This window comes from Citrobacter sp. W9 (assembly GCF_026719375.1).
Classification (GTDB): Bacteria; Pseudomonadota; Gammaproteobacteria; order Enterobacterales; family Enterobacteriaceae; genus Citrobacter; species Citrobacter werkmanii.
Map to the genome: position 1 here is coordinate 1 of NZ_JAPPTE010000014.1, position 13,727 is coordinate 13,727.

At 50.4% G+C, this 13,727-nt stretch carries 11 protein-coding genes and 1 pseudogene; 6 read left to right on the forward strand and 6 right to left on the reverse strand.

The genetic code is table 11. The annotated features are described in order from the left end of the window. Positions 1-125 precede the first annotated feature (125 nt). The 4 genes and pseudogenes from OOJ59_RS18365 to tctD all read right to left on the reverse strand — a co-directional run. Positions 126-434: pseudogene (locus OOJ59_RS18365) on the reverse strand (capsular biosynthesis protein); the annotation flags it as partial. Next, positions 424-1,839, reverse strand: coding sequence for an undecaprenyl-phosphate glucose phosphotransferase (locus OOJ59_RS18370; RefSeq protein WP_038632899.1), 1,416 nt, complete (start codon positions 1,837-1,839; stop codon positions 424-426). The pseudogene OOJ59_RS18365 and the gene OOJ59_RS18370, both read right to left, overlap by 11 nt. Before the next feature lie 452 nt (positions 1,840-2,291). Then, positions 2,292-3,704 carry a sensor histidine kinase gene (locus OOJ59_RS18375; RefSeq protein ID WP_085048893.1) on the reverse strand — a complete coding sequence of 471 codons (1,413 nt, stop codon included), beginning with the start codon at positions 3,702-3,704 and terminating at the stop codon, positions 2,292-2,294. Further along, positions 3,691-4,365: a transcriptional regulator TctD gene (gene tctD / locus OOJ59_RS18380; protein WP_038632905.1), complete on the reverse strand. Its 675-nt coding sequence runs from the start codon at positions 4,363-4,365 to the stop codon at positions 3,691-3,693. Before tctD ends, OOJ59_RS18375 begins: the two co-directional genes overlap by 14 nt. A 153-nt stretch (positions 4,366-4,518) precedes the next feature. Between tctD and OOJ59_RS18385 the strand changes: the two genes are divergently transcribed. Genes OOJ59_RS18385 through OOJ59_RS18395 form a run of 3 tightly spaced genes read left to right on the forward strand, consistent with a single transcriptional unit; the run spans position 4,519 to position 7,470 of the window. After that, positions 4,519-5,496, forward strand: a complete 978-nt coding sequence (locus OOJ59_RS18385; RefSeq protein WP_038632908.1) for a Bug family tripartite tricarboxylate transporter substrate binding protein — start codon at positions 4,519-4,521, stop codon at positions 5,494-5,496. Positions 5,497-5,510: 14 nt separating this feature from the next. After that, on the forward strand, positions 5,511-5,945 hold the full coding sequence (locus OOJ59_RS18390; RefSeq protein ID WP_087856208.1) for a tripartite tricarboxylate transporter TctB family protein: 435 nt from the start codon (positions 5,511-5,513) through the stop codon (positions 5,943-5,945). Between the two features lie 10 nt (positions 5,946-5,955). Next, positions 5,956-7,470 carry a tripartite tricarboxylate transporter permease gene (locus OOJ59_RS18395; protein WP_069324599.1) on the forward strand — a complete coding sequence of 505 codons (1,515 nt, stop codon included), beginning with the start codon at positions 5,956-5,958 and terminating at the stop codon, positions 7,468-7,470. Positions 7,471-7,504: 34 nt separating this feature from the next. Here the strand turns inward: OOJ59_RS18395 and OOJ59_RS18400 are convergent, their stop codons facing one another. Continuing rightward, on the reverse strand, positions 7,505-8,395 hold the full coding sequence (locus tag OOJ59_RS18400; RefSeq protein WP_085048892.1) for a LysR family transcriptional regulator: 891 nt from the start codon (positions 8,393-8,395) through the stop codon (positions 7,505-7,507). 92 nt (positions 8,396-8,487) lie between these two features. Here OOJ59_RS18400 and OOJ59_RS18405 point away from each other — a divergent pair, with 92 nt between their 5' ends. Next, a complete protein-coding gene (locus OOJ59_RS18405; protein ID WP_325099910.1) occupies positions 8,488-9,096 on the forward strand; it encodes a short chain dehydrogenase in 609 nt (202 codons plus the stop codon). A gap of 28 nt (positions 9,097-9,124) precedes the next feature. On the opposite strand, the gene OOJ59_RS18410 is transcribed toward OOJ59_RS18405, so the two are convergent. Continuing rightward, on the reverse strand, positions 9,125-11,305 hold the full coding sequence (locus tag OOJ59_RS18410; RefSeq protein WP_199963996.1) for an extracellular solute-binding protein: 2,181 nt from the start codon (positions 11,303-11,305) through the stop codon (positions 9,125-9,127). 338 nt (positions 11,306-11,643) lie between these two features. Here OOJ59_RS18410 and OOJ59_RS18415 point away from each other — a divergent pair, with 338 nt between their 5' ends. Beyond that, positions 11,644-12,468 (forward strand): MBL fold metallo-hydrolase, encoded by an 825-nt coding sequence (locus tag OOJ59_RS18415; protein ID WP_110497071.1) that lies wholly within the window; start codon positions 11,644-11,646, stop codon positions 12,466-12,468. 11 nt (positions 12,469-12,479) lie between these two features. Continuing rightward, positions 12,480-13,715 carry an MFS transporter gene (locus tag OOJ59_RS18420; RefSeq protein WP_038632926.1) on the forward strand — a complete coding sequence of 412 codons (1,236 nt, stop codon included), beginning with the start codon at positions 12,480-12,482 and terminating at the stop codon, positions 13,713-13,715. Positions 13,716-13,727 lie beyond the last annotated feature (12 nt).

Sequence of the window (13,727 nt, forward strand, 5' to 3'; positions counted from 1 at the left end):
AATGAATATGGAAAGAGTTTTTACCCAGATCGATACCAATGAGCGCAATGTTTTCCATGATAGTTCTCCGAATGAAAGCCTGTCCTCAGCATAATACCGGGAAGGAGGGAGTGACCATCTCATTAAAAATGATCGGTGTAGTTATCAGCAGAATCGCTCGAGTAGTTACGGTAATCCCCAGAGTACATCAGTAAATACTTATCCTGACCGCGCTCGCCGATCATACTCAGCACTGGCGCTGCGCTCTGAAACGAGGAACCGACAGCATCGCTGTTATGTGGCTGATAGGTCACGTTATCATTATAACCATAATCCACAGCAACCTTGCCCTGGAAGTCGATCCCCGCAAAGCCTATGTGTGATTTCGGTGTTAAATCAGCCCATGCGGACTGCGTTATCACGATTCCGGTAATAACGATTAATTTAGTATGCATTCTTACCGACAAATCCTTTGAAAATGGTTTTAATGATAATTTTTATATCCAGCCATAATGACCAGTTTTGAATGTACTCAATATCGTACTGAACCCGTTTTTCCATCTTATAAAGCGCATCGATTTCCCCACGAAAACCGTTAATCTGCGCAAGTCCGGTGATGCCAGGCTTTACCTTATGGCGGATCATGTAATTTTCGACCTGTTTACGATACTGCTCATTATGCGTAACCGCATGGGGTCTGGGACCAACAATCGACATACTTCCCTGCAATACGTTAATAAATTGCGGAAGTTCATCCAGCGATGTACGGCGTAAGAAACTACCGAATTTCGTCACCCGCGGATCGTTTTTCGTGGCCTGAATTACCGTCCCGGAATTCTCCATAACGCGCATAGTGCGAAATTTCCAGACCTTAATTTTTTGCCCACTCAGGCCATACCTGTCTTGTTTAAAAAAAACCGGCCCACGCGAAGTGAGTTTGATACCAATAGCAATAACCAACATCAGCGACGAAATCATCAGCATAATGATACTGCCAAGCACCAAATCTTCCGCCCGCTTAATAAACGAACCCGCCCCTTCAAACGGTGAGCTAAAGATACCAATGGTTTGCAGGTTGTGGATAGAGCGTAGTTTGGACATATTGTTGCTGTAGGTATAAAAGTCAGGAACAATATAGGTATCTACGGTGGTGTCTGACATCATAGCCAGGAAATGGCGGATGCGGTGCAGCGCCACCATCGGTAAAGCGATATATATTTCGTCAATATTTCCCAGTCGGGCTTCCTCAACCAGATTAATCACCGGGCCACGAAAGGGGCTTTTGATCTTATCAACGATGTCGCCACAGCGCGATAACGCCCGCTCATCATAAAAAGCCAGATCCAATTTGATATTGGCGTACTCATACAGTAACGCGCTTTCCGCGGCCAGACCATTGTCGGTCAAACCAATAATCGCCACGCGCATACTCTTTTTCGTTGAATATTTAAAAATAAAAAAGCGAATGTAATAAAGAAAAGGTAATGGAATGAAGTACCAGTAAATAATGGCAGAATAAAAAGGCGAAGGTAACCTGTCTAAGTAACCGAGGGACGCCGGTTCTGCCACTGTCATACTCACCAGCTCGTTAAAAAAAATAGCCAGCAGCGTACAAAAAAGTAACCGTTTTTGATTACGTAAACCAATCGTTTTAATTTTTTGCTGATAAATCTTGATATATTCAGCAAACAGCAAAAAAAAGACTGAAAACAGAATACTCAGAATAGCAATGGTGTTAAATGGCATCAACCCCAGCAGATGGGCACTAAAAATTAGCGTCACATTAATAACGATAAAATCAACCAGTTTTAAAAAGACTGGATATCCTTGACTGCTAATCTTTAGCGATTTTTTTAGCATATCTCAGCCCATTATCTATTGATATTTAATTATTTTTTTCTCATTTCATGTTGCTAATTATATCACAAGTCTAAAAAACGCAATGACCCATTGTCAGTAAATGTAAAAAATAATGTTTATTAGTGTGACACAAACCACCAGCTCGTTCTCATCATTATGATTTTAAAGAAAATTAATGCAACAAAAGTTTTAACCACCAAATCAAAAAAGTTCATTTTTTACAACAAAATCATCATTGACAATTAACAAAACATAGTCTATGAAAAAACGTTTTATGTATGACAAATTTCACTACGGCTTTGCTTGATTTATTCTGAACCCACTTTTCATTGTGGCTAAACGCTGTAATTAAATAACAAAAAATACCTTATAGTGATATTTAAAAACGCAACAATAACAAAGTTAATTACTTTTAATTATATTTGAGTGCCGGGTGCCACAATAAAAACATATCAGGCAGCAACGCTTAAAAAGCGCACCCGCACGCTTAACCCACCTAATGTTTCGCTGCGTGCCAGCTGCGGATGCGTCCGGTGTAAGCGAGCAATGTCGTTAACCAGCGCCAGACCAATTCCTGCGCCAGGGACATTGCCAACGTTATCAAGTCGATGAAACGGTAGCATCGCCTGATGAACCATCTGGTCATCTATACCTGGCCCGCTATCCTCAATCATCAGCACCACGGCTTCGCCTTCACGCTGCAGTCGGGCAGTCACCACCCCATGCGCAGGGGTGTATTTCAGGGCGTTATCCAGTAGATTTCCACACAGCTCGCCGAGCAGGACTTCATCGCCCTCAATCCACACCGCGCCCTGTTCCCCCTCATAACCCAGATCGATAGCTTTACTGCGCGCCTGCGCCAGCCGGGTAAAACAGCTGCTTTGCACCACCTCATACAAATTAACCGGTGAGAAGTGCTTTTCTTCCTGCTCTTTGCGCTTCACTGCCGACAGCTGAAGCAGCCTTTCCGTCAGCTGAATAGTGTTATCCAGAGTCACGCTCATGGCCTGTAAACTCTCGAACCATTGCTGAGGCTGCGGGCTGGCGAGGGCTACCGCCGCCTGAGTTTTCAGTACCGCTAACGGCGTTTTAAGCTGATGGGATGCGTCTGCGCTGAAGCGTTCCTGACGAGAGATAAGGCCACGAAGTCGGTCCAGATAGCGGTTGAATGCCACAATCAGCAGACGGGTTTCCGACCACGGCAACAGCTCCGGCAACGGCGTCAGCAGCCCAGGCTCACGACGCACCATCAGCGATGACAACTGGCGCATCGGACGTAGCACCCGGCGTAGCAGCCAGCCAACCAGCACCAGCGTGAGCATTACCAGCAGTCCTTGCGAAACCCACGAGGAGAACAGCAGCTGTCGCGCCAGATAACGCCGCGATTGCAGCGTTTCAGCGACATAAATTTCCGCCATACCGGTAATGCCGCCCTCGTTGACTGGCTGAAGAAGACGTGCCACGCGGATTGCCTCGCCGCGATATTCAGTGTGATAAAACCACGCCAGCGCCGGATAAAGCCGGGTGCGCGAGGTTGCAGGCGGCATCGCAGGTAAATCGTCATAACCTGATATCACCTTCCCCGCCGGGTCGACCACTTTGTAATACAGCCTGTCATTCATATTCAGTTCAAAACTGTCCAACACCACCCACGGCACATTCACTTCCAGTCGTTTATTACGTACCACTAACCGCTCAGAGACGGTTCTGGCGGACGAGAGCAGGGTCCGATCATACGCCTGCGTCGCCGCCTGTAACGCGCTGACATAGCTGTTAAATGCCGACAGTCCCCACAGCAACAGCAGCGGTAATCCCAGAAACATCAGCAGTTGCAGATACAACGACTGGGGCTTAACCCACTTCATCGCTACGCTCCAGCACATAGCCCAGACCACGTAACGTGGCGATGCGCACATCGCTTCCCTGAAGTTTTTTACGCAGACGATGGATGTACAGTTCGATACTTTCGGGGCTGACCTCATCGCTTAGACTGAAAACCTGTTCAAACAACTGCTGGCGCGAAACCGGACGCAGGCGACGGTACATCAGCACCGTCAGCAGAGCCTGTTCACGCGGCGTAAGCGCCAACGGCTGTCCCTGTAACATAAAATAGCCTTCATCGTGAAACGCCAGCTCCCCCAGTTGCTGTATGCCTTGCACCTGCCCCGCGCTGCGACGAAGCAAAGCCCGCAGCCGGGCATCAAGCTCTTCGATTTCAAACGGTTTTGCCAGATAGTCATCGGCCCCGACGTTTAACCCTTTCACCCTGTCGGCCACCGCGCTACGCGCCGTCAACAGCAGAACGGGGAGCGTCTGACCGCGCTTGCGCAGCCGTTGGACGACTTCAAGACCGTCCAGCCCCGGCATATTGATGTCCAGCACCGCCAGCGCATACGTTTCGCTATGTAAAAGATGGTCGGCCGCCAGGCCATCAAAAACGCAGTCGACGGCAAAACCGTTTTGCACCAGCGCTTTCTCCAGCCAGTGAGCTAACTCACGGTTATCTTCCGCTAATAAGAGACGCATATCACATCCTGTAAAGTTTCTGCCGCATTGAAAGGGAATTGAAAGGTTAATGTTTTAACAATCACGCAACCGAACTGCTACACATCGGCTCACATAATCACAAAAATCTTCTTCCGTACCCGAAAATCCGGTTTTCCGGTGTGAGGATAAACAATGAAAAAACAATTACTTCGTACCCTTACTGCAAGCATTTTACTGATGAGTACCTCTGTTCTGGCAGAACAAGCGCCATCGCGCACCGAATGTATCGCCCCAGCGAAACCCGGCGGTGGCTTCGATCTCACCTGCAAACTGATTCAGGTGAGCATGATGGAAACCGGCGCTATCGAAAAACCAATGCGCGTAACCTACATGCCCGGCGGCGTTGGCGCTGTGGCCTATAACGCAATCGTCGCTCAACGCCCGGCTGAAGCGGGTACCGTGGTGGCTTTCTCCGGCGGCTCCCTGTTGAACCTGTCACAAGGTAAATTTGGTCGCTATGGCGTGGATGACGTGCGTTGGTTGGCAAGCGTGGGCACGGATTACGGCATGATAGCCGTACGCCAGGACTCACCATGGAAGACGCTGAAAGATCTGCTGACGGCAATGGAAAAAGATCCTAACAGCGTAGTTATTGGCGCGGGTGCCTCAATCGGTAGTCAGGACTGGATGAAGTCGGCGCTGCTGGCGCAAAAAGCCAACGTCGATCCGCACAAGATGCGCTATGTGGCCTTTGAGGGCGGCGGCGAACCGGTTACCGCGCTGATGGGCAATCACGTGCAGGTAGTTTCCGGCGATCTCAGCGAGATGGTGCCTTATCTCAGCGGCGACAAAATCCGCGTGCTCGCGGTGTTCTCTGAAGAACGCCTGCCGGGTCAGTTAGCCAATGTGCCAACGGCCAAAGAGCAGGGTTACGACCTGGTGTGGCCAATCATTCGTGGCTTCTACGTTGGACCAAAAGTCAGCGATGCCGAATACCAGTGGTGGGTCGATGCCTTTAACAAACTCCAGCAGACTGAGGAATTTAAAAAGCAGCGCGATCTCCGCGGCCTGTTCGAATTCAACATGAGCGGTAAGCAGCTCGACGAGTACGTGAAGAAGCAAGTCACGGATTATCGTGAGCAGGCGAAAGCCTTCGGTCTGGCGAAATAAGCGCAGAGGCAAAGATGATGAGCGATCGTATTTTTGCAGGTATCTGGCTGTTGCTCTGTATAGCCGGGCTGTTCGTGGCCTGGCAAATCACCAGCGAATACAGCTATGAGCCGGTTGGCCCGCGTCCCTTTCCGCTGGGCATTATCAGTCTGATGCTGTTATGCGCCGTGGCGCTGCTGTTGCGCCACCCGGACACCATCAGTTGGCCTCGCCGCCATGTGCTGCAAAAGCTGCTGACGATGGTGATTGTTCTGTTGATGTACGCCTGGGGTTTTGAATGGCTCGGTTTTCCCATCGCCACCGCCATTCTCACCGTGGTGATTGGCATGCTGTTCGGCGCAACCATTCCGGCTGCGGGTATTTCCGGCGCGGTACTCGGCATTCTGTTGTGGTATGCCTTCGACCGGCTGCTTGACGTCACCTTACCACTCGGCGCCTGGCTGGGTTAACGGAGAAACGATGGATACCTGGATTTATCTTTCTCAGGGTTTCGCGGTGGCGATGACGCCGGAAAACCTGGTCATCGCCTTGATTGGCTGTTTTGTTGGCACCATCGTCGGGCTGCTGCCCGGCCTCGGGCCGATTAACGGCGTGGCGATCCTGCTGCCGCTGGCTTTCGCTTTGCACCTGCCGGCTGAATCTGCGTTGATCCTGCTGGCGACGGTCTACATTGGTTGTGAATACGGCGGGCGTATCTCCTCGATCCTGCTGAACGTGCCCGGCGATGCGGCAGCGATTATGACCGCGCTGGATGGCTACCCGATGGCGCAGCAAGGGCGTGGCGGCGTTGCGCTCTCTATCTCGGCGGTCAGCTCATTCTTTGGTTCGCTTATCGCTATCGGCGGCATCATTTTGTTTGCCCCAGCGTTAGCCCAATGGTCGCTGTCCTTCGGCCCGGCCGAATACTTCGCCTTAATGGTTTTCGCCATTGCCTGCCTCGGCAGCATGATGGCGCAAAATCCGCTGAAATCATTTCTGGCAGCGCTTATCGGTCTCGGCCTCGCGACCGTCGGCGTGGACGCCAACACCGGGGTTTATCGCTTTACCTTTGACAGCGTTCATCTCTCCGACGGTGTGCAGTTTATCGTGGTGGTGATTGGGTTGTTCTCTGTCTCAGAAATACTGTTAATGCTGGAACATACCAGCAGCGGCCAGACGCTGGTGCGTAAAACAGGCCGCATGTTGTTCAACGCCAAAGAAGGCGCACAGTGCGTGGGCGCCACCCTGCGTTCATCGGTGATTGGCTTTTTCGTCGGCGTTCTGCCTGGCGCAGGCGCCACCATTGCCAGCGCTATCACCTACATGACCGAGAAAAAGCTCAGCGGCAACAGCGACAGCTTCGGCAAGGGGGATATTCGCGGTGTGGCGGCACCTGAGGCCGCAAACAATGCCTCGGCCTGTGGCTCTTTTATTCCGATGCTGACGCTCGGCGTTCCAGGCTCCGGCACCACGGCAGTGATGATGGGCGCGCTGACCCTGTACAACATCACCCCTGGCCCGGCGATGTTCACCGAGCAGCCTGATATCGTTTGGGGACTGATTGCGGCGCTACTGATTGCCAACGTGATGCTGCTGGTGATGAACATCCCGCTGATCGGCCTGTTTACTCGTATGCTGACCATCCCGCTGTGGTTTTTGGTACCGGCTATCGCGGCAGTCTCCGCGGTTGGCGTGTACGCCGTTCACAGCACAACCTTTGATCTGGTGTTGATGGTCGCCCTTGGCGTACTGGGCTACATTCTGCGTAAGATGCACTTCCCGATGTCGCCGCTGATTTTAGGCTTCGTTCTCGGGGAAATGCTGGAGCAGAACCTGCGCCGGGCGTTGTCTATCAGTAACGGCAGCATGGATATTCTGTGGGCCAGCGGCGTAGCGAAAGTGCTGCTGGTGATGGCGGTACTGGTTATCGTTATCCCGCCGGTGCTGCGCCTGATCCGTAAGCGCAACAGCAAACCGCAGGTGGATATCGGTTAGTAATATGCCGGATGGCGCTGGCCATCCGGCATTTTCATCTTAATTCCTGAACTGCACTAAGAACGTGCTCGACAAACCGCGTCAGCTTCGGCAACGCACGCAAATCTTGCCGCCACAGCAGATGAATGGGTCGTGGCTGCGGCGTAAACGCCTCCAGCACCCGCACCAGCCTGCCAGTAGCTAACTCTTCCGCCAACAGCACCTCCGGTTGTAACAACAGCCCCGCCCCCGCCACTGCCGCCATACGCAGGCCATGACCATCGTTACAGCGCAGGATCGCATCGCGCTTCCATCTGACTTCGCCCCCCGCGCCCGGTAGCATCCATTCGTTGCGGGCCGTCCACACGGTGTGGGACAGGCACAAATGATCCACCAGATCCGCGGGCGTGAAGGGGGTGCCATGACGAGCGAGATAATCCGGTGACGCGCAAATCGCCATACGGTACGGACACAGGTATTTCGCCACTACATCAGTCTGATGGATATCGCCAATGCGGATCGCCAGATCAACCCCTTCATTCACCAGATCGACCATCCGATTGGTCAGATCCAGTTCAATGCGCACTTCCGGCCAGGCCTGTAAAAACGAGGCGGCCAGCGGCGAGATAACGCAGGCGCCAAAAGAGGTCGGCGCGCTGATGCGCAGCGTCCCCGCAGGCGCCAGCCGCAGACGCTCCACTGAGCGTTCGGCTATCGACACCTGTTCCAGCACACGCCGGGCTTCTTCAAAATAGACACGACCGGCATCGGTCAGACTCTGGCGACGTGTGTTGCGCTCCAGCAGGCGCGTACCGAGTTGCGCTTCAAGGTGGGTGATATACTTCCCTACCATCACCGCAGACATTCCCAGTCGCGTGGCCGCGGTGGTAAAGCTCCCGCTCTCCACCACCGCGATAAACGTTTCCATGCCGCGCAGTTTATCCATATTGCAAACCTCTGGTTAGTAATCATCTAACTTTTGGCCAGTTTATCCGATTTCATTTTCATTAAAGAATAGCGGCTCACACTATTGCGGAGGTGGTTATGAAAATCGTTATTGTTGGTGCCAGCGGTACGGTGGGTCGTGCAGTTACGGAAGCATTAAGCCGTAAACATGAAGTGATCCGTGTGGGCCGCACGCAGGGAGATTACCAGGTTGATATCACCTCCCAGGAGAGTGTCGGGGCATTGTTTGAAAAAGTCGGACGGGTAGATGCGATCGTTTCCGCCACCGGCAATTTGTTCTTTGGGCCGCTGTCGACGATGACCGACGAGAACTTCAACCAGGGGTTACAGGATAAGCTATTAGGCCAGATTCGTCTGGCATTAACCGGGCAGCATTTTCTCAATGATGGCGGCTCAATTACGCTCATTAGCGGCATCATCGCCCATGAACCCATCGCGCAGGGGGCGAATGCGGCAACGATCAATGCCGGTCTGGAAGGATTTGTTCGCGCGGCGGCCTGTGAGCTGGGGCGTGGGCTGCGTATCAACCTGATTAGCCCAACCGTGCTCAGTGAATCCGCCGCAGCCTACGACGATTTCTTTCCGGGGTTTGAAAGCGTCCCGGCCGCTACCGTTGCCAACGCCTATCGCCGCAGCGTGGAAGGCATCCAAACCGGGCGTACTTATAAAGTAGGTTACTGATAAAAGCATGACCTCGCCTCTTACGTCATCAGTAAGAGGCACCCGTTTCGTTTCTTATTCGCGCATTAATATATTCCACGGCCTGAGTGACATCCATAATGCCGTTAATTGCATTCGTCACACCTTGCCCGATAATAATCTCTGCCTGGCGCAGGTTGAAAGGTTCACCTTTACTTCCCTCAGACTCCCTTATTCCCGTCATGCCTTTTTCATTCAATAAATTAAACCACGGGTAGAGATTGAGAACGTTTTGATCGTGACATATTCCAGACCAGGCGCTATTTCCTCCCAGCAAAACCAGATGGCGCGCAATTTCATCGGAATAAAGCCAATGAAAGAACTGCTCAACCTGTTTTTTCTTTTTACTGTAGCGGGACATTCCAATGGAACCGCCCCCCAATTGTGGAAGTTGCCCCGGAACGGGAGCATAGCCAATAGTGGGCGCTATGGCCGTGTGCGCCACATCGTTGAACAAATTGAGATACATGATCAGCATGGCAAGATTTCCACGCTCAAACTGTTTTACCGCGTCACTCCACCACTCACCGGGCAGATTCACGGCGATAGAAAGCTGTTGTAGATATTGTTCGAGTGCAGTTGCGGCAAGTGAAGGCTCGAGTTGTACCGGCTCGCCTTCGCGCACCAAACGCCCACCGAGCGCGTAGTAACGCAGCAGATACTCGGTAGCAATAAGCCCCGAGCTTCCCAGCGTCACCGCTGTTCCCATCGGGCGCTGTCTGTTTTCTGGCTGATGTAATTGACTAAAGAAAGCCGCTATCTCATCAAATTGCGCAAAGCTCTCTGGCAGCGTTAACTCTTTTCCCGTTGCTTCATAAAACATCCGTTTAATCGTCGCGTCTTCAAACAGATCTCGTCGATAAAACAAAAGCTGCATACTGGCATCAAAGGGTATTGCCCATGCGGTCCCATTCACCATGCTGAAGTGCTGTTGAATTTGCTCAGAGAAATTTTCCAACAGCAATGGAAGCTCAGAAGAGACGGATTCCAGCGGCAAGAGTGCTTTCTCTGCAAACCACGGAAAACACGCCATATCGATTCGCAGTAAATCGTAATAAGGATGTAGATGAAGGTGGGAGAGGATTTCAAAAACTTCATCATAGGGATAAACCGCAAGATTTACCTTAATACCGGTCTGGCGATAAAAGTGGGGTAATAGTTTCTTCAACGCATCAGTCGAAGGACTCGGTAAAATTAACATATTCAGCGTCGCCTCTGTTTCAGGCGGCGGCACGTACTGTCCATTCCAGGAAAAACCGCAATTTGTCAGAATACGATGCTTTTCTTTACTTTTAGGCAGGCGAATACTGGAGGCAATAGTTGTCCCCAGGCGACCATAATCCATCTGGTAGCTGGTGATCCCGTCGAAGGATGCAGGGAGATTATCACTCAGTTGCAATATCGGCGGGCAGGACTGGGAGCTACCAAACCAGGCTGCTTGCGTCAGTGCTCGCGTTCTCTCAGAGTCCTGGACAATAAACAGATCGGGAATTGCCCCGCGAAAAAAGTCAAAAGCGACGGTGTTAGCTTCACTGGCATGTGCAGGTAAAATCGTAAGCTTCGTATGCGGACTTAATTCCCGGCAGGTTTCCTGTATCGCCTGAGTAAAGCTCGCGCTATGGGAAAATTCCAGACGTTCGCAAAAAACACCAATATGGCCCGGCTGCTGCGCCAGCGCCCTCCTCGCTATTTCTTCGCCTGCAGTCACATAGTCAAGGCTAAAATAACAAACTGCGCCAACAGGCTGGCGATATGCAAACAAAATATTTTCCGGGGAAAGCCTGAGCAAGTCGTAATAGGGCTGACTGTCATTCAGGCAACTGACCGAGACAACAGCCTGATAAGACTTTGCCGCCAGCGTTTGCAGAATCTCCAGCTCAAGATTAGGCAGATCGTTGGTCAGGTAAAGGTCGATCGGTTCGCTTAATGAAGGCTGCCAAACCTGATGCAATCCCCGATAGAGTTGAAAGTACTGTTCGGCATTGATGTCGGGCAGAATCAATGCCACTCCCTGACTTTTGCTGGCTCTCAACGATTGCGCCTGCGCATTCAACTGATAGCCAACTTCTCGGGCTGCACGTTGAACCGCTTCAATCTTCTCGACGCTTACATTCCCTCTGCCATTGAGCACATTCGAGACAGTCCCATGCGACACACCGGCAATTCTTGCTATGTCTTTGATAGTTGGCATTTTTACATCCTTCTCCTGATGCTTTGATGCTAGCACGGCGCTCATCAGGAAACTATCTTCAGCACTAAAATTTGAACGTTACAATATTAAAAAGTGCATTTTATAAGCATGTCATAATAAAAGCCTGACGCTATCGATAGACACACCTCATGCACGAAAAAAAATTAATACAATGAAATATATGTATAAATTTTATAATTTTTGAAGAGGATCACTTCTGAGGCAAAAGATCGTTGTTCATATAAAATACCGGAACCATAATTGACACGTTCCAATTACGTTTTATTACATAAACGTCTAAAAAAAACAACAATCACATTTGTCATTAAGAGGGAAACATGAAGATTCATTTTCTGGGTACCGCTGCATCAGAAGGGATCCCCAATCCTTTTTGCCGTTGTGAGCACTGCCAGCAAGCCCGCATTCGTAAAAGTAAAGACTTACGCACACACTCTTCAGCGATTATCGACGATGAACTGCTCATTGACGTGGCGCCTGAATTCAGCCAACAACTGCTGCGAGATGGCCTGGACGCAACAGAGATCAGATCGCTATTGTTCACACATACTCATCCCGATCATTTCAACGTCGGCGATCTTTTTAGCCGTATGGAAGGGTATGGATTTGAAATTACTCATCCGTTGCACATTTTTGGTAATGACCGTGCAATTAACGGTGCTGCGGAAGTGTTACCAGGCTACAGCGCTGAAAGATTTGCTTTTCATTGCCTGGTGCCCTTCGTGACCGTTGAAACTCGCGGATACCGCATCACTCCGCTGCTGGCTAACCATGCCAAGTGGGAGCTTTGTTATACCTGGTTTATTGAAAAAGAAGGCCAGTCAATTTTCTACGGACATGATTCAGGCTGGTTTCCTGAGCTCACATGGCAATGGCTGAAAGGGAAAAAAATCGATCTGACTGTCCTGGAGTGCACCTACGGTTTTAATGGTGATAATCGTACAAATAACCACATGAGTCTGGAAACCGTCTTCGCCGCCAGAGACAGGCTTGCGGAACTCGGTTGCCTTGAGAAAAATAGCCAACTTATCGTCTCGCATATATCACACAGCGGAGGTCTGCTGCACGACGATCTCGTTGCGGCATGCGACAAAGAGAACATTCTTGTCGCCTGGGACGGGCTTAACCTGAGCATCAACCAGTAAGGATATGCAATATGGACCTTAATAAAACACCACGCCTGTTGATTATGATGTTCATACAATATTTCATGCAGGGTGCCTGGAATATGACCATGGGGCTGGTATTGAGCACCTATGGTATGGCAACAATTATTGGCTCATCCTATGCTTTGCTTGGCCTGGCGACTATTCTTTCCCCGCTATTTATTGGCATGGTCGCCGACCGCTTCTTTGCGTCACAAAAAGTCATGGCGATCCTGCATTTAATTAATGCAGGTGTACTGTTGTTTGTTCCGCAATTTATTGAGGCACAAAACACAGGTATGACGTTAACCATGATTTTCCTGGTTGGTCTGCTGTTTTATCCAACAACTGCGTTGGCGAACAGTATCAGTTTCAGCCACATTAACGGAGTAAAATATTTCCCATTTATTCGTGTATTCGGCACATTTGGCTTTATGGTCATCGGCTTTATCATTGGTGAAATGGGTTATTCTGGAAATACCATCACCTGGTATATTGCGTCGGCCTCCGGTGTTGTTCTCGGCCTGTACTGTTTTACGTTGCCAAATACCCCGCCAAAAGCAAAAGGAAGCGTGTTTACGCTTCGCGATCTGTTATGTCTGGATGCTCTGGCGCTCTTCAAAGACCGCAGTTTCTCGGTTTTGATGCTCAGTATTTTTGTCCTGATGATCCCCAAAACGGCTTATTCCGCCTATATCCCGGTCTTTTTAAAAGCGCTTGGATTCGATAACGCCGCCTCAATGATGCAGGTTGGCATCGCCTGTGAAGTCATTTTCATGTTCCTGCTGTCGTTCTTCTTACTGAAAGCTGGCTTCAAAATCACGCTGATGTTAGGCGCCGTCTGCTGGATCATCCGCACACTATTATTTGCTAATGCTTCGCTGGATGCCAATATGATGTTTGTGCTGATCGGCCTGATGTTACAAGGATTCTGCTGGGACTTTTTCTTTACCGTGGGCGACATTTATGTTGACCGTAAAGCAGCGCCAGAGATTAAAGCACAAGCCCAAAGCTTGCGATTTATCGTCTCCAACGGCGTTGGTCTGCTATTTGCCTCCACCGTATGCGGGCAAATCTTTAACAACACCGTGACGGAACAAGGTCCAGAGGCGTTGCCACAATGGGAAACATTCTGGCTAGTTTCAGCAGGCGTTGCCGCAGTGGTCAGCGTATTCTTCCTGATTTTCTTCCGGGACGATATTTCGAAACGCAAAACGGACCTCACATTGAAAAAAGCAAACTCCTGATCGTTAAAGACT